Below are 23,098 nucleotides of genomic sequence, written 5' to 3' on the forward strand. Positions count from 1 at the left end.
GGTTGATCGCGGGGCAAGTCCGCTCCTACAGGATTTGTAATGAACCTGTAGGAGCGGGCTTGCCCCGCGATGCTTTCAGCCGGCGTCAGTCGTAAATAACCTTCTTCTTCCAGTCTTCACTGGTATCGGTCTTCAAACCTTCGGTCAGCTCGTTGACCTCGTCCTCGGCAGGCTCCAACTGGCTCAGTACTTGAGCATTGGCGCGGGCCAGCAGTTTTTCCATGTAATCAAGCTGCTCGCGGTAAACCGCCGGGTCCGGCTGTTTGCGCAGGTACTGAACGCCACGTTCGAACGCCAGGCGTGCATGCCCAGGCTGGTTTTGCTGCAGCGCTTGCTGGCCGAGGTTGTTGAAAAACTCGATGTGCAGCAGTACCAGAATGTGGCGGATCTCTTTGATCCAGTACTTGGCTTCGTTGGTGGGCAGAAAGCCTTCGTGGGCCGCACGGGTGATCTGGTTGTGCATGCCTTCCAACAGAAAGCGTACGTCCTTGGCCCGGGCTTCGGTCTGGATAGGGGCGGGCGGGTTGTTCACCGGCAGTGCTTCACCCTGGGCGATCAGGCCTTCAAGTTCGGCAATCCGCGCGCGGATGTCGCGGCTGTTTTTATCCAGAGCCAGCTGGCGCTGATTGAGGTTGAGTTCGAGGCGGGTTAACAGCAGCTTTAGGGCCGGGGTCATCAACTGGCCGGGAAAGGTTTCGGTGATCTCGCCACAACGGCGCAAGCGGTCGGCCAGTTCGATCTTCAGCCGGGCACGCTCGAGCTTGTTGTTTTCGACCACATTGTTCAGGTAGCCGATCACAATCAACAACGCGATCCCCGCCACGATAAGCAGGGTGATCATAAGTGGTGTCACCGTTAACGCCTCATACAGGATGATTTACTGTTTGAGTGTAGTGACTTCGCTTTTGGCCGGATAGAGCTGTTTGGCGGTTGTCGAGTGTGCGTTGATGGCCTTTTGCTTGTATCGCGCCGTCGCTGCTGGGGTTTCGGCACCGTTGGCGCGCCAAAAAATAAACGTCAAGGACCAGGCGCCGTTAACCGCCGTGAGCCTTGCGAAGCTCCGGGAAGTCATTGATTTAAATAAATTTATCGGCAGGGGTTGACGGAGTGTCAAAGCCTCCATAGAATGCGCGCCACTTGCAGCGTAAAGCACACAGCGGAACGCGGCAGGGAGTGAATGCAGTAGCGTGTCCCCTTCGTCTAGTGGCCTAGGACACCGCCCTTTCACGGCGGTAACAGGGGTTCGAGTCCCCTAGGGGACGCCAATGCGGGAATAGCTCAGTTGGTAGAGCACGACCTTGCCAAGGTCGGGGTCGCGAGTTCGAGTCTCGTTTCCCGCTCCAAATTCAATCGGCGCCAGCCGATCAAAAAAGAGGCCTAAGGCCTCTTTTTTTGTGCCTGAAATTCCTTCCTTCTTCTTGTTCTTGTTTACTCAGCGCAGTTCTCAACGTGCTGCACCTGCCTGTCTATTCAATTTCAACGGTTCTCGATTGAAAGGTGCTACCTTGGCGCTGCTGGCAAGCGGCGGGGTTGGGCGATTCTCACCTCATGGAAGTCATTGATTTAAATAAATTTATCGATAGGGGTTGACGGCTTGTCCAGGCATCCATAGAATGCGCGCCACTTGCAGCGTAAAGCACACAGCGAAACGCAGCAGGGAGTGAAGTTGTAGTGTGTCCCCTTCGTCTAGTGGCCTAGGACACCGCCCTTTCACGGCGGTAACAGGGGTTCGAGTCCCCTAGGGGACGCCATTGCGGGAATAGCTCAGTTGGTAGAGCACGACCTTGCCAAGGTCGGGGTCGCGAGTTCGAGTCTCGTTTCCCGCTCCAGTTTAAATACTGTGGCGTTCATGACGGTACAGGGGTAGTGAGTCGCTTCAAGGCAGTTCACACCACAGCGGTTTGCTTCACATTGCGGGAATAGCTCAGTTGGTAGAGCACGACCTTGCCAAGGTCGGGGTCGCGAGTTCGAGTCTCGTTTCCCGCTCCAATTAAAAAACGCCGTTCGATTGAACGGCGTTTTTTTTCGTCTGGACTTTTTACTGTTAACGGCGGCAGGGTATTCAACCTTGCCGCCGTTGCAGGTCAATGCTTGCTGTCGTCGTCCGACATGCTCAGCAGCTGCTTTTCCTGGTTCCAGTCGAACGGCTCATCGTTCTGCTCGGCCTCGTAGCGGCGCTCTTCCAGGGCCTGGTACATGTCCAGTTCTTCGTCTGGCATGAAGTGCAGGCAGTCACCGCCGAAGAACCACAGCAAGTCGCGTGGTACCAGGTGGGCGATTTGCGGGTAGCGCTGGATCACCTGGCACATCAGGTCCTGGCCCAGGTACTGGCTTTGCAGTGGGTCGATCGGCAACTCTGCGCGCAGTTCATCGAATCGCTCGAGAAACAAGGCATGGCTCTCTTCTGGAACCTGCTCGGCTTCGCCCAGGGCAACCAGGATGCTGCGCAGGTGATCGAGCAGAAGGAGGTGATACTCCAGATGTGGGGTGGCCATGTGGCGATCCTCTTGGGTTAAAACGGGCGCGGGAGTATACGGCTCCCAGCGCCCGATGTCCCGACCGTTAACGAATTTTGCCGGGGGTCGCCAGCAGTTCTTCCTGGCTGAAGGCATCGACATCGATGACCTTGCGCCGGGCTGCCTCGGCGGCGAGCAGGGAGTGCGCTTCAGCGGCCTCAAGCACGCCAGCCTGCAGGGCTGCCTCGATGTTTGACTCGCCTGGTGCCGGGTTGACCTTGCCCTCCTTGAGTGCTTGATGCAGTTTTTTCTGCAAGGGGGAGCAGGCGTCGAGCAAGGTGCTGGCGTGCTGCAGCGCACCTACCGGGTCATCTGCATCCTGTGGGCGATAGCAGCCGGCAAGCAGCTCCTCCAGCGCCGGATCGCCTTTGGCGCGCCCAATCAGTGCGGCAACTTCGGCGTCCAGTGCGTCGCTGGGGCCGGTGTGCTGGCGACCGAACGGGAATACCACCACACGCAATGCACAGCCAAGGAAACGATTGGGGAAGTTGTCGAGCAGGCGATCCAGCGCCTTCTCCGCCTGGCCCAGGCTTTCCTCCATGGCCCAGCGCAGCAGGGGTTGCAGATGTTCTGGCGAGTTGAGGTCGTGATAGCGCTTTAGCGCCGCCGAGCTCAAGTAGAGGTGGCTCAGGACATCACCCAGACGCGCTGACAGGCGCTCGCGGCGTTTCAGTTCACCGCCGAGCAGCATCATGCACAGGTCGGCGAGCAAGGCGAAGGCGGCTGCCTGGCGGTTGAGGGCGCGGAAGTAACCCTGGCTCAAGGCATCGCCCGGGACTTTTTCAAAGTGTCCCAGGCCCAGCCCGAGGATCAGGGTGCTGGCGGCGTTACCTACTGCGAAGCCGATGTGTTGCATCAGCAGTTGGTCAAATTCCTTTAGCGCCTGGTGATGGTCTTCGCGTGCTGCCAGGGCCATTTCCTTGAGGACGAAGGGGTGGCAGCGAATCGCGCCCTGGCCGAAGATCATCAGGTTGCGCGAAAGGATATTGGCACCCTCGACCGTGATGAAAATTGGCGCGCCTTGCCAGTTGCGGCCCAGGTAGTTGTTCGGGCCCATGATGATGCCCTTGCCGCCATGCACATCCATGGCGTGCTGAATGCACTCGCGGCCACGCTCGGTCAGGTGATACTTGAGGATGGCCGACAGCACCGACGGCTTCTCTCCCAGGTCCACGGCCTTGGCAGTCAGCAGGCGGGCGCTGTCCATCAGGAAGGCGTTGCCGCCAATGCGGGCCAGCGATTCCTGAATGCCTTCGAAGGCCGCCAGCGGGACGTTGAACTGTTCGCGAATCCGCGCGTACTGGCCGGTGACGAGGCTTGTGTACTTGGCCGCGCCGGTGCCCACCGCTGGCAGCGAGATCGAGCGGCCCACCGACAGGCAGTTCATCAGCATCATCCAGCCCTTGCCCAGCATCTGTTGGCCACCGATCAGGTAGTCCAGCGGAATGAACACGTCTTTGCCGCTGTTGGGGCCGTTCATGAAAGCGGCGCCCAGCGGCAGATGGCGCTTGCCGATGTCCACGCCGGGCGTATCGGTTGGGACTAGCGCCAGGCTGATCCCCAGTTCCACTTGTTCGCCGAGCAAGTGCTCTGGATCGTAGGCCTTGAAGGCCAGCCCCAGCAGGGTCGCCACCGGGCCGAGGGTGATGTAGCGCTTTTCCCAGTTCAGGCGCAGGCCAATGACCTCTTCACCTTGCCACTGGCCTTTGCAGATAACCCCGCTGTCGGGCATCGCGCCGGCATCAGAGCCGGCCAGTGGACCGGTCAGGGCGAAGCAGGGTATTTCCTCGCCGCGGGCCAGGCGGGGCAAGTAGTACTGGCGTTGCTCGTCGGTGCCGTAGTGCAGCAACAGCTCAGCCGGGCCCAGGGAGTTGGGGACCATGACCGTCGAGGCCAGGTCGCCGCTGCGGGTCGCCAGTTTCATCGCCACTTGCGAGTGGGCATAGGCGGAAAAGCCTTTGCCGCCGTACTCCTTGGGGATGATCAAGGCAAAGAAACCGTTGGACTTGATGTGCTCCCAGGCGGCTGGCGGCAGGTCCAGTTGCTGGCCGATCTGCCAGTCGCTGACCATCGCGCACAGTGCTTCGGTGGGGCCGTCGATGAAGGCTTGTTCTTCCTCGGTCAACTCGGCTTTGGAGTAACCCAGCAAGGTATTCCAGTTCGGGCGTCCGCTGAAAAGTTCACCATCCCACCACACGGTGCCGGCATCGATTGCCTCGCGTTCGGTCTGCGACATCGGCGGCAGGGTGCGTTTGAACCAGCCGAACAGCGGGGCGCTGAACGCCTTGCGGCGCAGTTCGGGCAGCAAGACCAGGGCAGCTTTGGCTGCCACAACCAACCAGAAAATCGTCAGTAGCCAACCCGGCGCGTGGCTGAAAATCCCCATCAGCACCAGATACAGCGCAATCAGGGCCAGTGCGGGTAGGGCGGCGATGCGTCGGTGGGCAAGGTAGGCGGCACCGATCACCAGAACGACTAACCACAACAGCAACATGTTCATTCCTCCGTGAAACCTCAGGGCATTTTGCAGTCCATCAGAGCTTAGACGGCATCCGATGTTCGGCTTGTCAGAACAGTGACAGGTTGTGGCAGCAGGAGTTCGCCATAGGCTGTGGGCGATTGTCAGGGCCGGAGTCTGGGGTAGACTGGGCGGCCGCTCATTCATCAGGACGACGTTATGCTCAAGATCTGGGGACGGAAGAATTCGACCAATGTCAGGAAAGTGCTGTGGTGCGCCGAAGAGTTGGGGCTTGAGTATGAGGCGATTGATGCTGGTGGCGCCTTCGGCCTGGTCAATGAGCCGCAATACCGGGCGCTGAACCCCAATGGCCTGGTGCCGATGATCGAAGATCAGGGGCTGGTGCTCTGGGAGTCCAACGCCATCGTGCGCTATCTGTCGGCCGAGTATGGGGCCGAGGATGGTTGGTATGCCGGCAACCCACGTCAGCGCGCCGAAGCGGACAAGTGGATGGATTGGGTCACCTCGTCGCTGGCGGCACCGTTTCGCCCGCTGTTCTGGGGTATTCTGCGCACCCCTGCCGAGCAGCAGGATTGGGTCGCGATCAATGCCGCGCACAAGACCTGCGCGCAATTGTTGTCGATTGCTGACCAGGCCCTGGCGCACCAGCCTTATCTGTCTGGTAAGTCCCTGGGCATGGGCGACATCCCCCTGGGCTGTTTCGCCTATGCCTGGTTCGAAATGCCCATCGAGCGCCCCGAAATGCGCCATTTGCGCGCCTGGTACGAGCGCTTGCAGGAGCGGCCGGCATTCCAGGCGGCGGTGATGACTGCACTGACCTGATCACTACGGTTAAGCTGATAGTTATTATCGATACACATGACTGTACTTGTATGGCCTGGGCACGCACCATGGCCATATTCACTGCGATCGGCCTGCTCGGTCGCGTCTTGAACCCCTCACACTGGTACGCGACCCGCTATGAGTTCTGCTCTGTCCATAAGGCAGCTAACCAAAACCTACGGCAACGGTTTCCAGGCCCTCAAGGGCATTGATCTGGACGTCGCCGAGGGTGACTTCTTTGCCTTGCTCGGCCCCAATGGTGCGGGTAAATCCACCACCATTGGCATTCTTTCGACGCTGGTCAACAAGACCAGTGGCACCGTGAGCATCTTCGGTCACGATCTTGACCGTCAGCCTGCAGCGCTCAAGCGCAGCATTGGCGTGGTGCCGCAGGAGTTCAACTTCAACCAGTTCGAAAAGACTTTCGACATTGTCGTGACTCAGGCCGGTTACTACGGTATTCCGGCCAAGGTGGCCAAAGAACGCGCCGAAAAATACCTGACCCAGCTCGGACTGTGGGACAAGCGCGATGTGCCGTCGCGTTCGTTGTCGGGTGGCATGAAGCGGCGCTTGATGATTGCCCGGGCGCTGATCCACGAGCCGCGTTTGCTGATTCTCGATGAGCCGACTGCCGGTGTGGATATCGAACTGCGCCGCTCGATGTGGAGCTTTCTCACCGAGCTGAACCAGCAGGGCATCACCATCATTCTCACCACCCATTACCTGGAAGAAGCCGAGCAGCTGTGCCGACACATCGGCATCATCGACCACGGCACCATCGTTGAAAACACCAGCATGCGCGCGCTGTTGAGCAAGCTGCATGTCGAGACGTTCCTGCTCGACCTCAAGCAAGACCTGCCTCAGGCGCCAACCCTGGTGGGCTATCCGTGCCGGTTGATCAGCCCGCACACCCTGGAGGTACAAGTGGACAAGGATGTGGGGATCACGGCGTTGTTCGGCCAATTGGCCCTGCAGAACATCGAAGTGCAAAGCCTGCGTAACAAGAGCAACCGTCTTGAGGAGTTGTTTGTGTCTTTGGTTGAGAAAAACCTGGCGAAGGTGGCGGTATGAGTTCTGAGCTGAGCGCCAACCTGGTTGCCCTCAATACCATTGTTTATCGCGAAGTACGTCGTTTCACTCGGATCTGGCCGCAAACCTTGCTGCCGCCGGCGATCACCATGGTCCTGTACTTCGTGATCTTCGGTAACCTGATCGGTCGGCAGATTGGCGACATGGGTGGCTTCACTTACATGGAGTACATCGTGCCGGGGCTGATCATGATGTCGGTGATCACCAACTCCTATGGCAACGTGGTGTCGAGTTTCTTCGGCAGCAAGTTTCAGCGCTCGATCGAAGAGCTGATGGTGTCGCCGGTATCGCCGCATACGATTTTGATCGGTTACACCCTCGGTGGTGTTCTGCGTGGGCTGGCAGTGGGGGTGATCGTTACCATTCTGTCGCTGTTCTTCACTCACCTGCAGGTCCATCACCTGGGTGTGACCGTTCTGGTGGTGTTGTTGACCGCAACGATCTTCTCGCTGTTGGGCTTCATCAACGCGGTGTTCGCGCGCAACTTTGACGATATCTCGATCATTCCGACCTTCGTCCTGACACCGCTGACCTACCTGGGCGGGGTGTTCTACTCGATCAACCTGTTGCCGCCGTTCTGGCAGACAGTGTCGTTGGCCAACCCGGTGCTGCACATGGTCAACTCGTTCCGCTACGGCATTCTCGGTGTGTCGGACATTCGCATCGGCGTGGCCATCACCTTCATGCTGGTGGCCACGGCGGTGCTGTACCTGGGTTGCGTACGCCTACTGGTCAGTGGGCGTGGAATGCGTAGCTGACAGCTTTTGCTTGCGCCGGTGCCATTGCCGGCCTACCCACCAGCGCCAGTAGAGCATGGTCAGGCAGTAGGCCAGGGCACCGAGCAGCAGGCCGCACACCACCGAGCCGAGCAGGAACGGCTGCCACAGGGTCGACAGCTCGCCGGTGATCCACTCGAATGTCAGTTCTTCTGGCAGGGTTCTGGGCGGCACCTGCATCAGCCAGGCGCCCATCTGGTAGGTGCAGTAGAACACCGGCGGCATGGTGAACGGGTTGGTCAGCCACACCAGACTGACGGCTATCGGCATGTTGCCACGCACCATGACGGCCAGGCTGGCGGCCAGCAACATCTGCATCGGCACCGGAATGAACGCGGCGAACAGGCCTACCGCCATGGCTCGCGCCACCGAATGCCGATTCAGGTGCCAGAGGTTGGGGTCGTGCAGCAGCCGGCCGAGAAAGCGTAAGGATTTGTGTTCCCTGATGCTGGTCGGGTCGGGCATGTAGCGTTTGAAGAGACGACGCGGCATGTAGGCTCTCGACTGGGTGAAGGGGGCAAGTATGCACCGAATCTAAAAAGCCCCCATTACAGACTTTGTGACAATTATTGAGTGAGCAGTCGCCCACGCTGATCTAAGCCTCAGGAAGGGAAATTTTTCTGGAGCTTCAAACCATGCGCACAGGGATGGTGGCGCTGGCACTGGGCTTGCTGAGCCTGCGTGTTTTACCGGCGTTGCCATCGGTCGGGATGATCGTGTTGATGGCGCTGGTCGGGGTGATTTGTTTGTTCTGGCGCACGCGTGCGCTGGGCTTGTTTCTGTTGGGCCTAAGCTGGGCGTGTCTGTCGGCGCAGCAGGCACTGGATGATCGTCTGGCGCCAGCGCTCGATGGTCGCACGCTGTGGCTGGAGGGGCGGGTGGTTGGCTTACCCCGGCAAACTGGCCGGTCGGTGCAGTTCGAAATCGACGCCGCGCAGTCACGCCGTGCCCAGTTGCCGCAACGCCTGCAACTCAGCTGGTTTGCCGGGCCTGAGATCAACAGCGGCGAACGATGGCGGCTGGCGGTTACCCTCAAACGCCCGCATGGCTTGCTCAATCCCCATGGTCCGGACCGCGAGGCGGCCTTGCTGGCGCGGCGCATCGGCGCTACCGGTAGTGTCAAAGCCGGCACGTTGCAAGCGCCTGCCCAGGGTGCCTGGCGCGACTCGGTGCGCCAGCGCTTGCTGAGTGTGGATAGTCAAGGGCGAGAGGCCGAGCTGGTCGCGCTGGTGTTGGGCGATGGCGCTGGTTTGACGCGAGACAGCTGGCAAGTGCTGCAGGCGACTGGCACCGTGCATTTGTTGGTGATCTCCGGGCAGCATATCGGGCTGCTGGCCGGCCTGGTCTATGGCTTGATTGCAGGCCTGGCCCGCCTCGGTGCCTGGCCTCGGGTTTTACCTTGGCTGCCCTGTGCGTGTGCTGCAGCCTTTCTGTCAGCCTTGGCCTACGGTTTGCTGGCCGGTTTCCAGGTGCCAGTACAGCGTGCCTGCGTGATGCTGGCGGTGGTGCTGCTGTGGCGTTTGCGCTATCGCCACCTGGGAGTGGGCGTGCCGTTGCTGCTGGCGCTCAACGCTGTGCTGTTGTGGGAGCCGCTGGCCAGTTTGCTGCCGGGCTTCTGGTTGTCGTTCGCCGCGGTTGCCGTGCTGCTGTTTACCTTCAGTGGCCGTCTGGGGGCTTGGAGTCCTTGGCGGGCGTGGGGCCGAGCGCAGTGGTTGATCGCTCTGGGCTTGCTGCCGGTGCTCATCGCCCTGGGGTTGCCTGTCAGTCTCAGCGCGCCGCTGGCCAACCTGTTTGCCGTGCCCTGGTTGAGCCTGTTGGTGTTGCCTCTGGCGTTGCTGGGCGCTGTGACGCTGCCCGTCCCTATGCTTGGAGTCGGGTTGCTCTGGCTGGCGGGTGGGTTGCTCGACGCATTGTTCAGCGTGTTGACCTATCTGGCACAGTGGCAACCCGCCTGGGTGCCGGAGCCGTTAGCCTGGCAGGTGTGGCTGTTGCTGTGTCTGGGTGCGATCCTGCTGTTGCTGCCTTCGGGGTTGCCCATGCGTGTGCTGGGCTGGCCTCTGCTACTGCTGGCCGTGTTTGCCCCTCGCGAGCGTATTGATCATGGTCAGTTGGATGTCTGGCAACTGGATGTTGGCCAGGGCCAGGCCTACGTGCTGCGTACTCGCAATCACACGCTGCTGTATGACGCCGGGCCTGCGCTAGCCGATCACGACCTGGGGGAGCGGGTGGTGTTGCCGACCTTGCACAAATTGGGGGTGAAAGAGGTTGATCTGATGCTCCTTAGTCATGCCGACGCCGATCATGCCGGTGGGGCGATGGCGCTCAAGCGTGGGCTGCCGATGCGTCGGGTTCAGGGCGGCGAAGTCGCGAAGCTGGCGCCAGCGCTGCACGCCCAACCTTGCGTGAGTGGTGAGCGTTGGCAATGGGATGGCGTCGATTTTTCGCTCTGGCAGTGGCTGGGCGCTGGCGACAGTAATCAAGGGTCCTGTGTGCTGTTGGTGGAAGCGGGAGGCGAACGCCTGTTGCTTACTGGTGACCTCGATGCCAAGGGCGAGCGGGCCTGGATCAACGACTGGCAGGCCACTCGGGTCGACTGGCTGCAGGCGCCGCATCATGGCAGCCGTACCTCATCCAGCCAGGCTTTGCTGGCGGCCACGGCACCCCGCGGTGTGCTGATTTCCAGGGGGCGTTACAACGCCTTCGGGCACCCGCATGCCGAGGTTATGACGCGTTACCGGACTAATGGTATCGAGGTGTTCGACAGTGCGGAGCAGGGCGCTGTGCGCTTGCGCCTGGGGGCTTTCGGCGAGCCGCAGGGGCAGCGTAGCCAGCGGCGCTTCTGGCGTGAGCGCAGTTGACGACCTTCGGCAGATGAGTGCCCAAGGGTCCTATGGTAGAGTGGCGGACTTTTTCAAGGGGATGCTAACTGTGTGGGAATTGGTCAAGTCCGGTGGTTGGATGATGCTGCCGATCATTCTGAGCTCCATCGCTGCCATGGCTATCGTCGCCGAGCGTCTCTGGACTTTGCGCGCCAGCCGGGTCACTCCACCGCACCTGCTGGGCCAGGTGTGGATGTGGATCAAAGACAAACAGCTGACCAACGACAAGCTCAAGGCCCTGCGCGCCGATTCGCCGCTGGGTGAGATTCTGGCAGCTGGTCTGGCCAACTCCCGTCATGGTCGCGAGATCATGAAAGAGTGCATTGAAGAGGCCGCCGCCCGGGTCATTCATGAGCTTGAGCGCTATATCAACGCCCTCGGCACCATTGCTGCGATGGCTCCTTTGCTGGGGTTGTTGGGTACGGTGCTGGGGATGATCGACATTTTCAGCGCGTTCATGGGCACCGGCATGAGCGCCAATGCCGCTGTGCTGGCCGGGGGTATCTCCAAGGCCCTGATCACCACCGCTGCAGGCCTGATGGTGGGTATTCCAGCGGTATTCTTCCACCGCTTCCTGCAGCGCCGTATCGACGAGCTGGTGGTTGGCATGGAGCAAGAGGCAATCAAACTGGTTGAAGTGGTGCAGGGCGACCGTGATGTCGATCTGGCCGGAGGCAAGGCGTGAAGTTTCGGCGCAAGCCACGGGAGACCGTGGATATCAACCTGGCGTCATTGATCGACGTCGTGTTCATCCTGCTGCTGTTTTTCGTGGTGACCACTACCTTTACCCGAGAAACCCAGTTGCGCGTTGAGCTGCCAGAGTCGGTCAGTGGTGCTCCAGCCCCTGACAGCGAGCTCAAGCAGCTGGAGATCACCATCAGCGCCGAGGGCGTCTACTCGCTGAACAACAACTTGCTGCCCAAGAGCGATCTGGCCACCTTGATCGAAGCCCTGCAGAAAGAATCTGCCGGTGATACCAAACTGCCGTTGTCGATCAGCGCCGACGGCAAGACCCCGCACCAGGCGGTGGTGACTGCCATGGATGCGGCCGGCAAGCTCGGTTTCAGCCAGTTGCGCATGACCACGGTCGAGGCTGCTCAGGGGACCCCTTGATGGCCTTGGCTGACCGTTTACTCAATGCTTGGTACAACGGGCATCCGGCGTTGGCGCTGTTGCGCCCGCTGGAGGCCCTCTATCGCCGCGTAGTGCTACGCAAACGGGAGCGTTTTCTCAGCGGGGAGAGCGCCAGTTACCGTGCGCCGGTGCCAGTGATCGTGGTCGGCAACATCACCGTCGGCGGCACGGGCAAGACGCCGATGATTCTCTGGCTGATCGAACATTGTCGCCAGCAAGGTCTGCGCGTCGGTGTGGTCAGTCGTGGTTACGGCGCCAAGCCGCCGCAGTTGCCCTGGCGGGTGCGGGCTGATCAAGCTGCGGCCGAGGCCGGCGATGAACCGCTGTTGATCGTGCAGCGTAGCGGTGTGCCGTTGATGATCGATCCGGACCGCTCACGCGCTGTACAAGCATTGCTGGCCAGCGAAACCCTTGACCTGATTCTCTGTGACGATGGCATGCAGCACTATCGCCTGGCGCGTGACTTGGAGCTGGTACTGGTTGATGCGGCCCGTGGTCTGGGCAATCGCCGTTGCCTGCCGGCCGGGCCGCTGCGCGAGCCGGTGGAGCGTTTGCAGGCGGTCGATGCGCTGCTCTACAACGGTGCCTTGGCTGATCGCGACGATGGTTTTGCCTTTGCCCTCAAGCCTACCGCGCTGATCAACCTGCGCACCGGAGAGCGTGCCGGTCTTGAGCACTTTCCGGCAGGCCAGGCGCTGCATGCGGTTGCCGGAATCGGTAATCCACAACGTTTCTTCAATACCCTGCAGGGGCTAAAATGGCGGCCTGTGCCGCATCCTTTTGCCGATCATGCCGAGTACAGTGCCCGGGCCCTGAGCTTCAGCCCGGCGCTACCGCTGGTCATGACCGAAAAGGACGCAGTCAAATGCCGTGCCTTTGCTGCCGATGACTGGTGGTATCTGGCGGTTGACGCTGTGCCTTCGCCGGCCTTTGTGGCCTGGCTGGATGGCCAGCTTGAGCGACTGTTACAGAGATCATCGAAGCCCTGATTCTTTTCTTTTTCCGGCCCCTGGCCTGAGGAATACCCATGGACACCAAATTGCTCGACATCCTCGCCTGCCCAATCACCAAAGGCCCACTCAAGCTCAGTGCCGACAAGACCGAGTTGATCAGCAAGGGCGCCGGCCTGGCCTATCCGATCCGCGATGGCATTCCGGTGATGCTCGAAAGCGAAGCGCGCACCTTGAGCGATGAAGAGCGCCTGGATAAATGAGCCTGACCTTCACTGTGGTGATTCCTGCGCGGTTGGCGTCTACCCGCCTGCCGGGCAAGCCGTTGCTGATGATTGCCGGTAAGCCGATGATCCAGCATGTCTGGGAGCAGGCGCGCAAGAGCAGCGCCAGTCGTGTGGTGATTGCCACCGACGACGCCGGTATTTACCAGGTCTGCGAGTCGTTCGGCGCGCAAGTGCTGATGACCCGTGAAGATCATGATTCAGGCACCGATCGCCTGGCCGAAGTGGCCAGCAAACTCGGCTTGGCGGCGGATGCCATTGTCGTCAATGTCCAGGGCGATGAACCGCTGATTCCACCGGTCATCATCGATCAGGTGGCGGCGAACCTGGCCGCGCATCCTGAGGCCGGGATCGCTACCTTGGCCGAGCCGATCAGCGATGTCACTGCAGTGTTCAATCCCAATGCCGTTAAGGTGGTCAGCGATTGTAACGGTCTGGCGTTGACCTTCAGTCGTGCACCGTTGCCCTGGGCGCGGGATGTATTCGCCCAGCAGCGAGACATGCTGCCGGAAGGTGTGCCCTATCGTCGTCATATCGGCATGTATGCTTACCGTGCCGGCTTTCTACAAGACTTCGTCGGTTGGGGGCCGTGCTGGTTGGAGCGCACCGAATCGTTGGAGCAGCTGCGAGCGCTCTGGCATGGCGTGCGTATCCATGTTGCCGACGCCATCGAGGCGCCACCGGTGGGAGTCGATACCCCTGAAGACCTCGAGCGCGTCCGGCGCATTCTGGAGGCCTGATGCGGGTTCTGTTTGTGTGCCTGGGTAATATCTGTCGCTCTCCGACTGCTGAAGGTGTGTTGCGCCATCAACTGCAGGCCCAAGGCCTGGAGGGTTTGGTCGAAGTGGCCTCGGCCGGAACCGGCGACTGGCATGTGGGCAAGCAGCCTGACAGCCGCACTCGTCGCGCCGCGCAATTGCGCGGTTACGACCTGTCGCAGCAGCGTGCCCAGCAGGTTGAAGCCAAACACTTCAACGACTATGACCTGATCCTGGCCATGGACAAAAGCAACCTTGGCCACCTGCGCGCCATGCAGCCTGCAGGTGCCAAGGCCGAGCTGGACTTGTTCCTGCGCCGCTATGAAGGCCCGTTGGATGAAGTGCCGGATCCTTACTACGGCGGTGAGCAGGGCTTTGAGCAGGTGCTAGACCTGATCGAGGCGGCTTGCCAGCGATTGGTCGTCGAACTCAAGGGACGCTTATGAGTGCTCAGTGGCAGGAGCAGGTATCGCTCAAGCCGTACAACACCTTCGGCATTGATGTCAGGGCACGCTACTTCACCGAGGCGCACAATGATGAAGATGTTCGTCAGGCGCTGACACAGGCGAAATCGCAGGATGTACCTGTGCTGGTCATCGGTGGTGGCAGCAATCTGTTGCTGACCGCCGACGTGCAGGCGTTGGTGATGCGCATGGCCAGCAGTGGCCTGCGTATTCTGAGTGATGACGGCCAGCGGGTGATTGTAGAAGCCGAGGCAGGGGAGCCTTGGCATCCGTTCGTGCAGTGGAGCCTGGCCCAGGGTTTGTCGGGGCTGGAGAACCTCAGCTTGATTCCCGGTACTGTCGGTGCGGCGCCGATGCAGAACATTGGCGCTTACGGCGTCGAGATCAAGGATGTGTTTGCCGGGCTGACTGCGCTGGATCGGCAGACCGGCGCGCTGCGTGACTTCGATCTGGATGAATGCCAGTTTGCCTACCGTGACAGTGTGTTCAAGCAGCATCCAGGTCGTTGGTTGATTCTGCGGGTGCGTTTTGCTTTGAGCCGCGTGATGCACGCACACCTGGACTATGGGCCGGTGCGCCAGCGTCTGAGCGAGCAGGGTATTAGCCAGCCGACGGCGCAGAATGTCAGCGATGCGATCTGTAGCATTCGCCGGGAGAAACTGCCAGACCCAGCGGACTTGGGTAATGCCGGGAGCTTCTTCAAGAACCCGGTGGTGGCAAGCGTGCTGGCGGAGCAGATTCGTGCGCAGCATCCGGGGCTGGTGGCTTATCCACAGGCTGATGGGCAAGTGAAGCTGGCCGCTGGTTGGCTGATCGAGCAGGCCGGGTGGAAGGGCTACCGTGATGGTGATGCTGGGGTACACCGCTTGCAGTCGTTGGTGTTGGTCAACTATGGCCAGGCCACGGGTGGGCAGTTGCATCAGCTGGCGCAGAAAATCCAGGCCGATATTCTTGAGCGTTTTGGCGTAAGCCTGGAAATGGAACCCAACCTTTACTGACTGCCTGTAGGAGCGGGCTTGCCCCGCGATGCGTTATCACTGATAGATCGCATCGCGGGGCAAGCCCGCTCCTACAGACACAAAAAAGCCCCGCCAGCTACCTGGCGGGGCTTTTTATTGCCTGGACCTTAGACGAGCGGCTTTTGCTCTTCTGCGGTTTCCGAGGCTTCAGCTGCGGCAGCAGCAGCGGCTGCTTCAGCTTCACGCTTGCGACGGCGCACTTCACGAGGATCGTTAGGTGCACGACCATTTGGCAGCATGACCACCGGGGCTTCTACTGCAACCGGTTCGGCAGCCTGGGCAGGCTCTGCAACCACTGGTGCTGGCTCGGCAACTACCGGTGCAACGGCTTCAGCCTCAACCACTGGAGCCTGAACAACTTCTGGCTCGCGTGGGGCTTCAACCACTGGCTCGGCAACAACCGCAACAGCAACCGGTGCTTCAGCGACGGGCTGCGGGGCAACCTCGACAATCGGCTCGATGCTCGCTTCGACCACTGCCACCGGTTCGCTGATTGGCTGCTCGACCACAGGGGCGATGGCAACTTCTTCAGCAACCACAGGCTGTTGTGCTTCAACCACGGCAGGCTCGACAGCGATCGGCTGGGTGGATTCAACGACCTCAACAGCTTCAGCGACGACCGCTTCGGCAGGTGCTGGAGCGGCTACCGGGGCAGTCTGTTCAACGGCTGCGGTGGCGCGTTCAGCTTGAACGTTGGCTTGAGCTTCGGCTTCAGCGCTGATGTTGATGGTAGCAACAGCGGCGGTTACGGCAAGACCAGCGGCCAGTTCAGCGCCCGATGGCTCGTTGCCTTCCTCGGTAGCGTCTTCGGCGCCTTCGACGACGTCACCGTTGGCATCACGCTGACGCTCGCGGCGGTTGCTGCGACGACGCTGACCGCGGGAGCGGCGACGTGGGCGTTCGCCTTCGGTGCCTTCCTGGTTGTCATCCTGCAGCAGTTCTTCGTTTGGCAGTTGCTCGTCGGTCGCTTCAGCAGTTGCTTCGGCTGGACGAGGCTGGCGCTCTTCGCGTGGCGGGCGTGGTTGACGCTCTTCACGTGGGGCGCGTTCTTCACGCGGTGCACGTTCTTCACGTGGGGCACGTTCTTCACGCGGTGCACGCTCTTCGCGTGGTGCACGTTCTTCACGCACTACACGCTCTTCACGCGGCTGACGCTCTTCACGCGGTGCGCGCTCAGGACGCTCTTCGCGTACTGCTGGAGCAGCATCCAGTGGCTCACGCAGTTCGCGGACCGGGCGCTCTTCACGCGTGCGGCGATCTTCACGCGGGGCGCGAGGCTGACGCTCTTCGCGCGGCTGGCGTGGGGCGCGCTCTTCGCGGGCCTGGGTTTCTTCGCGGGCTTCGCGTGGTTGGCGCTCTTCACGTGGTGCACGTTCTTCGCGAGGCTTGCGCTCTTCGTCGCGACGACCGTTACGGTTGCGGCTCTGCTGGCGACCGTTACGACGCTCTTCGTTGCGCTGCGGGCGCTCGGTGGCCGGCTTTTCGGCAACCACTGGAGTGGCGGCAGGTTCTTCCTTGCCGGCAAACAGGCTGACCAGCGATTTCACCAGACCTTTGAACAGGCTTGGCTCTGGAGCAACGTGTACGGGTGCTGCAGGTTGCTCCTGTGTGGTTGGCACTGGGGCGTTGGCGCGAGCTGGTGCAGTTTTGACCGCCGCTTCCTGGCGTACCAGGGTGCGGGTGGCTGCAGCCGGTTGGGCTTCTTCCGCCTCAGTGGCAGCGATTTCGTAGCTGGATTGGCTGCTCAGTGCTTCCGGGCTGTCGTCGCGCAGGCGCTGGACTTCGAAATGCGGGGTCTCCAGGTGATCGTTCGGCAGGATGACGATACGGGCCCGGGTGCGCAGTTCGATCTTGGTGATCGAGTTGCGTTTTTCGTTGAGCAGGAAGGCGGCAACCGGAATCGGCACTTGGGCGCGAACTTCAGCGGTGCGGTCTTTCAGGGCTTCTTCTTCGATCAGGCGCAGAATGGCCAGCGACAGCGATTCGACGTCACGGATGATGCCGGTGCCGCTGCAGCGTGGGCAGACGATGCCGCTGCTTTCGCCCAGGGAAGGACGCAGGCGCTGACGGGACATTTCCAGCAGGCCGAAGCGCGAGATACGACCGACCTGTACGCGAGCACGGTCAGCTTCCAGGCACTCACGGACTTTCTCTTCGACCGCGCGCTGGTTTTTAGCTGGGGTCATGTCGATGAAGTCGATGACGATCAGGCCACCGATGTCACGCAGGCGCAGCTGGCGGGCGATTTCCTCAGCCGCTTCCAGGTTGGTCTGCAGGGCGGTTTCTTCGATGTCGCTGCCTTTGGTGGCGCGCGCCGAGTTGATGTCGATAGACACCAGGGCTTCGGTTGGATCGATGACGATCGAGCCGCCGGACGGCAGGTCGACTACGCGCTGGAAGGCGGTTTCGATCTGGCTTTCGATCTGGAAGCGGTTGAACAGCGGAACGCTGTCTTCATACAGCTTGATCTTGCTGGCGTACTGCGGCATGACCTGGCGGATGAAGGTCAGGGCTTCTTCCTGGGCATCGATGCTGTCGATCAGCACTTCGCCGATGTCCTGGCGCAGGTAGTCGCGGATAGCGCGGATGATGACGTTGCTTTCCTGGTAGATCAGGAAAGGCGCAGCGCGGTCCTGGGAGGCTTCCTTGATCGCAGTCCAGAGCTGCAGCAGGTAGTCCAGGTCCCATTGCATTTCTTCGCTGCTGCGGCCAAGGCCGGCAGTGCGAACGATCAGGCCCATGTCGGCAGGGGCAACCAGGCCGTTCAGGGCTTCGCGCAGTTCATTGCGCTCTTCGCCTTCGATACGACGGGAGATGCCACCGGCACGCGGGTTGTTGGGCATCAGCACCAGGTAGCGGCCGGCCAGGCTGATGAAGGTGGTCAGGGCTGCGCCCTTGTTGCCGCGCTCTTCTTTCTCGACCTGGACGATGACTTCCTGGCCTTCGCTGAGCACTTCCTTGATGTTCACCCGGCCTTCCGGGGACTTCTTGAAGTATTCGCGGGAGATTTCTTTCAGCGGCAGAAAGCCATGACGCTCGGAGCCGAAGTCGACGAATGCGGCTTCCAGGCTAGGTTCGATCCGGGTAATCCGGCCTTTGTAGATGTTGGCCTTCTTCTGCTCACGCGCACCGGACTCGATGTCCAGGTCGTAGAGACGTTGGCCGTCCACCAGAGCTACACGCAACTCTTCGGGTTGAGTCGCGTTAATCAGCATTCTTTTCATGTAATACCGTCGGTTTCCGGGCTGCCGGAAACGGCGTTCGGCACACACGACTTCTCACGGTCGGTGTCAGGTGCGCAAGGGGTGGCGGGCCACCCCCGTGTCCAGCGACTGTCGAACCAGACTGGTAACCCAGTACTGCCGAAGTCGCGACAACGCGTCCTGCTTGCTGTGGTGTCAAATGCACTCAGTCAGGAGGAGGAATCAGCCTTCGGCCGTGGACACCCCAGGGGCATCTTGATCAAGACCGGGTCCGGTCGCCTGGCCAAAAGGCCGCTGGACTGGACGCAGTACTACACGGTCCGACGGTTGTGCATCTCCACCCTACACGTATCCCTGATAATTCGGGTGCTGCCGCGCGCTGAATCCGCAACGGGTTGCATTTATCGCCAGCTCCAATACGGGAGCCCGCGCCTTTTATGTCCAAGGCTGGTATTTCCGAAGCCTTCGCCATGGCTGCGTGAAATTGACGGCACTGACAGAGTGGCATCGAAAAAAACATCAGGGGGAGGGCAATACACCGCTCTTGTCGTTTTTATCGGTCTTCTCTGCACGGCGCTGGTGGCGATTCCAGGCAGTTCAGTAAACTGGCGAAAACCCCGTCGGACGGCCTCGCGTCCTCAAGATTTTGCGTCGGTCAGGGCCGGCTAGAAGCCGTGGGTCCGCTGGCCAGCCGCTTTTGGCGGCGTTCGCGACTATAGCAGCAATCATTAAGTGCTTCAAATCCATAAAAAATTGTTATGATTGGCAAATGACGACTAATGCCCCCCCGACCTCCGGCGTCCAGCTGATCGAGGTCGCGCCGGAACTTGCCGGCCAACGAATCGATAATTTCCTCATCACAGCACTCAAGGGTGTTCCCAAGACCTTGATTTACCGCATTTTGCGCAAAGGCGAAGTGCGCGTGAACAAGGGGCGGATCAAGCCCGAGTACAAGCTGCAGGCCGGTGACATCGTGCGCGTGCCGCCCGTTCGTCTGCCGGAACGCGACGAACCTGTGCCGGTGGCCCAGGGGTTACTTGAGCGCCTGGAGGCGGCGATTGTCTACGAAGACAAGGCCCTGATCGTGCTGAACAAACCGGCCGGCATTGCCGTGCACGGCGGCAGCGGCCTGAATTTCGGGGTGATCGAAGCCTTTCGTCAGATGCGTCCGGATGCCAAGGAGCTGGAGCTGGTCCATCGCCTGGACCGTGACACCTCTGGCCTGCTGATGATCGCCAAGAAACGCAGCATGCTGCGTCATCTGCATGCCGCGCTGCGCGGTGATGGCGTCGACAAGCGCTATATGGCGCTGGTCCGTGGTCACTGGGCGACGGCGAAAAAGCAGGTCAATGCGCCATTGCTCAAGAGTAACTTGCGCTCGGGCGAGCGCATGGTCGAGGTCAACGACGAAGGTAAGGAAGCGTTGACCATTTTCCGGGTGCTGCGTCGCTTTGGTGAATTTGCCACCATCGTCGAAGCGCGGCCGATCACTGGTCGTACCCATCAGATCCGTGTACATGCCTTGCATGCCGGGCACTGCATCGCCGGTGACAGCAAATACGGCGATGAAGATTTCACCCGTGAGATCCGTGAGCTGGGTGGCAAGCGTTTGTTCCTGCACGCCTATGCCTTGACCGTGCCGCTGCCTGATGGTGGTGAACTCAAGCTTGAGGCGCCGGTCGACGAGATGTGGAAGAAAACCGTGGAGCGCTTGAGTGCGGCGTGATTACGACCTGCTGATCTTTGATTGGGACGGTACCCTGGCAGATTCGATCGGGCGCATCGTCGAGTCCATGCATGTGGCTGCGGGTCGCGCAGGTCACCCGACCTGTGCTGACGAGGCGGTCAAAGGCATCATCGGACTGGCGCTGAACGAGGCCATCAGCACACTTTATCCACAGCTGGATGCTGAGCAGGTGGCGGTGTTCCGTCAGCACTATGCTGATGTGTACATGGCGCTAGACGCTCAGCCGTCGCCACTGTTCGATGGGGTGGTGGAGTCGCTGGAGGTGTTTCGAGCCCAGGGGTATCGTTTGGCTGTGGCAACGGGCAAGGCGCGTCGCGGTCTGGATCGCGTGTTGCGAGCCAATGGTTGGCAGGATTACTTCGACATTACTCGGGCGGCCGACGAAAGCCGCGGTAAGCCTCATCCGCAGATGCTTGAAGAAATTCTCGCCCATTGTCAGGTTGAGCCTGCGCGTGCCTTGATGGTGGGTGATTCATCTTTCGATTTGTTGATGGCCAGCCATGCTGGGATGCATTCGGTGGCGGTCAGTTATGGGGCCATGTCCTCGGAGGCGTTGGCTGCCTTTGGGCCGCAGGTCTGTATTGAGCATTTTTCACAGTTGCAGGCCTGGCTGAGCCGGGCGCCTGTGGCAGGAATTCCAGGGTAGGTGAGCATGGCTGACGAATGGAAGGCGCCTCGCGCCGAAGAAAACGAAAGCAACGAAGAGCAGAAAAGTTGGAAGTTGTTGGAAAAAACCCTCCTGGCGGGTGTGCAGGAGCAGCGTCGCGCGCGGCGCTGGGGGATTTTTTTCAAGCTGCTGACCTTCGCCTACCTGTTTGGCATTCTCGCGCTGTTCACTCCCTTGATGGGTGTGGACAAGGCCGCCTCCCGCAGTGTCAGTCACACGGCGCTGGTTGAGGTGCGTGGGATGATTGCCGATCAGGAGCCGGCCAGTGCCGACAATATCGTCAGCGGCTTGCGCGAGGCGTTCAAGGACTCGAAAACCAAGGCCGTGATCCTGCGCATCAATAGCCCAGGCGGCAGCCCGGTGCAGTCGGGCTATATCTACGACGAAATTCTTCGCCTGCGCGCCGAATATCCGCAGATCAAACTGTATGCGGTCATCAGTGATCTGGGTGCTTCTGGTGCCTATTACATCGCCAGTGCTGCTGATCAGATTTATGCCGACAAGGCCAGCCTGGTTGGCTCCATTGGGGTGACGGCTGCTGGTTACGGTTTTGTCGGCACGATGGAAAAACTCGGTGTCGAGCGGCGTACTTATACGGCTGGCGAGCACAAGGCATTTCTCGATCCGTTCCAGCCGCAAAAGCCTGAGGAAACCGAGTTCTGGCAGGGTGTGCTGGAGACCACGCATAAACAATTCATTGCCAGCGTCAAGCAAGGTCGCGGCGATCGTCTCAAGGATAAGGAGCACCCTGAGCTGTTCAGTGGTCTGATCTGGTCTGGTGAGCAGGCGTTGGCGTTGGGCCTGGTGGATGGCCTGGGTAGTGCCGGTTACGTGGCGCGTGAAGTGGTTGGGGAGAAAGAGCTGGTCGACTTTACCGTCGAAGAGTCGCCGTTCGATCGTTTCTCCAAGCGCCTGGGTGCCAGTATTGCCGAGCGTCTGGCGCTGTGGATGGGCTTTCAGGGGCCGTCGTTGCGCTGAAGTGTTGCTTGATGAAAAAGCCGGCCCTCGTGGCCGGCTTTTTGCTTTCTGTGTGGGAGCGGGCTTGCCCCGCGATAGCGTCCTTCCTGCTAAATCGCTATCGCGGGGCAAGCCCGCTCCTACAGAGAATTTCAGGGCAGGTCGACACCTTCGGTGAGCAGCATGTCTACCAGGCGAATCAGTGGCAGGCCGACCAGGCTGGTGGCATCGACGCCGTGGGTGCTCTGAAACAGGCTGACACCCAGGCCTTCGGCCTTGAAGCTGCCAGCGCAGTCATAGGGCTCCTCGGCGTGCAGGTAGCGTTCGATGCGTGCCAGCTCCAGCTCGCGCATGTAGACCGTGAACGGTACGCAATCGACTTGGCAGTGGCCGGTCTGGCTGTTCAGCAGTGCTACGCCAGTGAGAAAGGTCACATGGTTGCCGCTGGCGGCGAGCAGTTGTTCGCAGGCGCGGTCAAAGGTGTGCGGTTTGCCGAGAATTTGCTCGCCAAGCACCGCTACCTGGTCGGAACCGATGATCAGGTGGCCGGGGTGGCTGCCAGCCAGGGCCTGGGCTTTTTCCCGGGCCAGGCGTTTGACCAGGTCGGCAGCAGGCTCTTCGGGCAGGCGCTGTTCGTCAATATCAGGGGCGGCCCAGCTGAAAGGAAGGCGCAAGCGTTCAAGCAATTCGCGCCGATAGGGTGAGCTGGAAGCCAGTAATAAAGGCAGCATGGTAAACTCCTGGGCAAGTGAAACGATTCTAACATGCTGAACGGAGCCGAATTTCCTTTGACAGGGGCGGGGGTCATCCCTAGAATGCTGCGCCTATGTTGAATGACCCGATTCCACCTCACGTTGACCCGCGCAAATTGGCCGACCGTGGCGTTTCTCTCGAAGGAACACTGCAGCTCGCCGATTTGGAGAGACTCTGCGACCCGCTTTCCGACAATGTCGGTACGGTGCAGGCTAAATTCGATTTTGAGCGAGACGAGCAGAAGGCTGTGGTTATCCACACCGACCTGAGCGTCGAGGTCAAGATGGTTTGCCAGCGTTGTCTTGAGCTGGTCACCCTGCCGATCCACAGCGAATGCACTTACGCCGTGGTGAAGGAGGGTGCGAATACCCAGTCGTTGCCGAAAGGTTATGACGTGCTGGAACTGGGCGAAGATCCTTTGGATCTGCAGGCCTTGGTCGAGGAAGAGCTTTTGCTTGCCCTGCCGATCGTGCCTGCTCATCATCCGGAAGAATGCCAGCAGCCGGCGGGCGCCGATGAGCCCGAACCGAGCAAGGACGAGGTAACACGGTCCAACCCGTTCAGTGTATTGGCGCAGTTAAAGCGTGACCCAAACGTTTAG

General features: G+C 60.4%; 21 protein-coding genes and 5 tRNA genes. 20 read left to right on the forward strand and 6 right to left on the reverse strand.

Annotated features, from left to right (window positions below):
• Positions 1-85: 85 nt before the first annotated feature.
• Positions 86-853: a hypothetical protein gene (locus ACP6KB_RS07820; RefSeq protein ID WP_442113132.1), complete on the reverse strand. Its 768-nt coding sequence runs from the start codon at positions 851-853 to the stop codon at positions 86-88.
• A gap of 336 nt (positions 854-1,189) precedes the next feature.
• On the opposite strand from ACP6KB_RS07820, the gene ACP6KB_RS07825 reads away from it, so the two are divergent.
• The 5 genes from ACP6KB_RS07825 to ACP6KB_RS07845 all read left to right on the forward strand — a co-directional run bounded on the left by ACP6KB_RS07825 (position 1,190) and on the right by ACP6KB_RS07845 (position 1,989).
• Positions 1,190-1,265, forward strand: a tRNA-Glu gene (locus tag ACP6KB_RS07825).
• Positions 1,266-1,267: 2 nt separating this feature from the next.
• Positions 1,268-1,343 (forward strand) — tRNA-Gly (locus ACP6KB_RS07830).
• 332 nt (positions 1,344-1,675) lie between these two features.
• Positions 1,676-1,751 (forward strand) — tRNA-Glu (locus tag ACP6KB_RS07835).
• A 2-nt stretch (positions 1,752-1,753) separates the two neighbouring features.
• Positions 1,754-1,829 (forward strand) — tRNA-Gly (locus ACP6KB_RS07840).
• A gap of 84 nt (positions 1,830-1,913) precedes the next feature.
• Positions 1,914-1,989 (forward strand) — tRNA-Gly (locus ACP6KB_RS07845).
• 95 nt (positions 1,990-2,084) lie between these two features.
• On the opposite strand, the gene ACP6KB_RS07850 is transcribed toward ACP6KB_RS07845, so the two are convergent.
• Complete coding sequence (locus ACP6KB_RS07850; protein ID WP_133210873.1) at positions 2,085-2,495, reverse strand: PA2817 family protein; 411 nt, start codon at positions 2,493-2,495, stop codon at positions 2,085-2,087.
• 67 nt (positions 2,496-2,562) lie between these two features.
• A complete protein-coding gene (locus tag ACP6KB_RS07855; protein ID WP_442113134.1) occupies positions 2,563-5,010 on the reverse strand; it encodes an acyl-CoA dehydrogenase in 2,448 nt (815 codons plus the stop codon).
• 183 nt (positions 5,011-5,193) lie between these two features.
• Between ACP6KB_RS07855 and ACP6KB_RS07860 the strand changes: the two genes are divergently transcribed.
• The 3 genes from ACP6KB_RS07860 to ACP6KB_RS07870 all read left to right on the forward strand — a co-directional run bounded on the left by ACP6KB_RS07860 (position 5,194) and on the right by ACP6KB_RS07870 (position 7,664).
• Positions 5,194-5,817, forward strand: coding sequence for a glutathione S-transferase (locus ACP6KB_RS07860; protein WP_442113136.1), 624 nt, complete (start codon positions 5,194-5,196; stop codon positions 5,815-5,817).
• Between the two features lie 138 nt (positions 5,818-5,955).
• Positions 5,956-6,888 (forward strand): ABC transporter ATP-binding protein, encoded by a 933-nt coding sequence (locus ACP6KB_RS07865; RefSeq protein WP_442113138.1) that lies wholly within the window; start codon positions 5,956-5,958, stop codon positions 6,886-6,888.
• Entirely contained in the window at positions 6,885-7,664 is a 780-nt protein-coding gene (locus tag ACP6KB_RS07870) for an ABC transporter permease (protein WP_442113140.1), read from the forward strand. The genes ACP6KB_RS07865 and ACP6KB_RS07870 overlap by 4 nt, the downstream gene beginning before the upstream one ends.
• Here the strand turns inward: ACP6KB_RS07870 and ACP6KB_RS07875 are convergent.
• Positions 7,632-8,174: a DUF2062 domain-containing protein gene (locus tag ACP6KB_RS07875; RefSeq protein WP_442113142.1), complete on the reverse strand. Its 543-nt coding sequence runs from the start codon at positions 8,172-8,174 to the stop codon at positions 7,632-7,634. The two genes, ACP6KB_RS07870 and ACP6KB_RS07875, sit on opposite strands and share 33 nt — an antisense overlap.
• 143 nt (positions 8,175-8,317) lie before the next feature.
• Here ACP6KB_RS07875 and ACP6KB_RS07880 point away from each other — a divergent pair, with 143 nt between their 5' ends.
• The 8 genes from ACP6KB_RS07880 (at position 8,318) to murB (ending at position 15,149) form a co-directional block, all read left to right on the forward strand.
• Positions 8,318-10,540, forward strand: a complete 2,223-nt coding sequence (locus ACP6KB_RS07880; RefSeq protein WP_442113144.1) for a DNA internalization-related competence protein ComEC/Rec2 — start codon at positions 8,318-8,320, stop codon at positions 10,538-10,540.
• Between the two features lie 70 nt (positions 10,541-10,610).
• The gene (locus ACP6KB_RS07885; protein WP_442113146.1) at positions 10,611-11,246 is read left to right on the forward strand and encodes a MotA/TolQ/ExbB proton channel family protein; all 636 of its coding nucleotides are present in this window, start codon (positions 10,611-10,613) and stop codon (positions 11,244-11,246) included.
• A complete protein-coding gene (locus tag ACP6KB_RS07890) occupies positions 11,243-11,674 on the forward strand; it encodes an ExbD/TolR family protein (protein WP_442113148.1) in 432 nt (143 codons plus the stop codon). Before ACP6KB_RS07885 ends, ACP6KB_RS07890 begins: the two co-directional genes overlap by 4 nt.
• Positions 11,674-12,684, forward strand: a complete 1,011-nt coding sequence (gene lpxK / locus ACP6KB_RS07895; protein ID WP_442113150.1) for a tetraacyldisaccharide 4'-kinase — start codon at positions 11,674-11,676, stop codon at positions 12,682-12,684. Before ACP6KB_RS07890 ends, lpxK begins: the two co-directional genes overlap by 1 nt.
• Before the next feature lie 38 nt (positions 12,685-12,722).
• Positions 12,723-12,908, forward strand: a complete 186-nt coding sequence (locus ACP6KB_RS07900) for a Trm112 family protein (RefSeq protein ID WP_442113152.1) — start codon at positions 12,723-12,725, stop codon at positions 12,906-12,908.
• The gene (gene kdsB, locus ACP6KB_RS07905) at positions 12,905-13,669 is read left to right on the forward strand and encodes a 3-deoxy-manno-octulosonate cytidylyltransferase (RefSeq protein ID WP_442113154.1); all 765 of its coding nucleotides are present in this window, start codon (positions 12,905-12,907) and stop codon (positions 13,667-13,669) included. Before ACP6KB_RS07900 ends, kdsB begins: the two co-directional genes overlap by 4 nt.
• Positions 13,669-14,133: a low molecular weight protein-tyrosine-phosphatase gene (locus tag ACP6KB_RS07910; protein ID WP_442113156.1), complete on the forward strand. Its 465-nt coding sequence runs from the start codon at positions 13,669-13,671 to the stop codon at positions 14,131-14,133. The genes kdsB and ACP6KB_RS07910 overlap by 1 nt, the downstream gene beginning before the upstream one ends.
• Positions 14,130-15,149 (forward strand): UDP-N-acetylmuramate dehydrogenase, encoded by a 1,020-nt coding sequence (gene murB, locus ACP6KB_RS07915; protein WP_442113158.1) that lies wholly within the window; start codon positions 14,130-14,132, stop codon positions 15,147-15,149. The genes ACP6KB_RS07910 and murB overlap by 4 nt, the downstream gene beginning before the upstream one ends.
• A gap of 128 nt (positions 15,150-15,277) precedes the next feature.
• Here murB and rne read toward each other — a convergent pair whose 3' ends face one another.
• Positions 15,278-18,394 carry a ribonuclease E gene (gene rne, locus ACP6KB_RS07920; RefSeq protein ID WP_442113160.1) on the reverse strand — a complete coding sequence of 1,039 codons (3,117 nt, stop codon included), beginning with the start codon at positions 18,392-18,394 and terminating at the stop codon, positions 15,278-15,280.
• Positions 18,395-19,142: 748 nt separating this feature from the next.
• Between rne and rluC the strand changes: the two genes are divergently transcribed.
• The 3 genes from rluC to ACP6KB_RS07935 are packed head-to-tail and all read left to right on the forward strand — an operon-like array spanning position 19,143 to position 21,765.
• Complete coding sequence (gene rluC, locus ACP6KB_RS07925) at positions 19,143-20,099, forward strand: 23S rRNA pseudouridine(955/2504/2580) synthase RluC (RefSeq protein ID WP_442113162.1); 957 nt, start codon at positions 19,143-19,145, stop codon at positions 20,097-20,099.
• On the forward strand, positions 20,089-20,766 hold the full coding sequence (locus ACP6KB_RS07930) for an HAD family hydrolase (RefSeq protein WP_442113164.1): 678 nt from the start codon (positions 20,089-20,091) through the stop codon (positions 20,764-20,766). The genes rluC and ACP6KB_RS07930 overlap by 11 nt, the downstream gene beginning before the upstream one ends.
• A 6-nt stretch (positions 20,767-20,772) precedes the next feature.
• Positions 20,773-21,765, forward strand: a complete 993-nt coding sequence (locus ACP6KB_RS07935) for a S49 family peptidase (RefSeq protein WP_442113166.1) — start codon at positions 20,773-20,775, stop codon at positions 21,763-21,765.
• Between the two features lie 131 nt (positions 21,766-21,896).
• Here the strand turns inward: ACP6KB_RS07935 and ACP6KB_RS07940 are convergent, their stop codons facing one another.
• Positions 21,897-22,475, reverse strand: coding sequence for a Maf family protein (locus tag ACP6KB_RS07940; RefSeq protein ID WP_442113168.1), 579 nt, complete (start codon positions 22,473-22,475; stop codon positions 21,897-21,899).
• A gap of 95 nt (positions 22,476-22,570) precedes the next feature.
• Here ACP6KB_RS07940 and ACP6KB_RS07945 point away from each other — a divergent pair, with 95 nt between their 5' ends.
• The gene (locus ACP6KB_RS07945; protein WP_045187160.1) at positions 22,571-23,098 is read left to right on the forward strand and encodes a YceD family protein; all 528 of its coding nucleotides are present in this window, start codon (positions 22,571-22,573) and stop codon (positions 23,096-23,098) included.

The sequence above is a fragment of the Pseudomonas sp. NUPR-001 genome, assembly GCF_052147955.1.
Lineage (GTDB): Bacteria > Pseudomonadota > Gammaproteobacteria > Pseudomonadales > Pseudomonadaceae > Aquipseudomonas.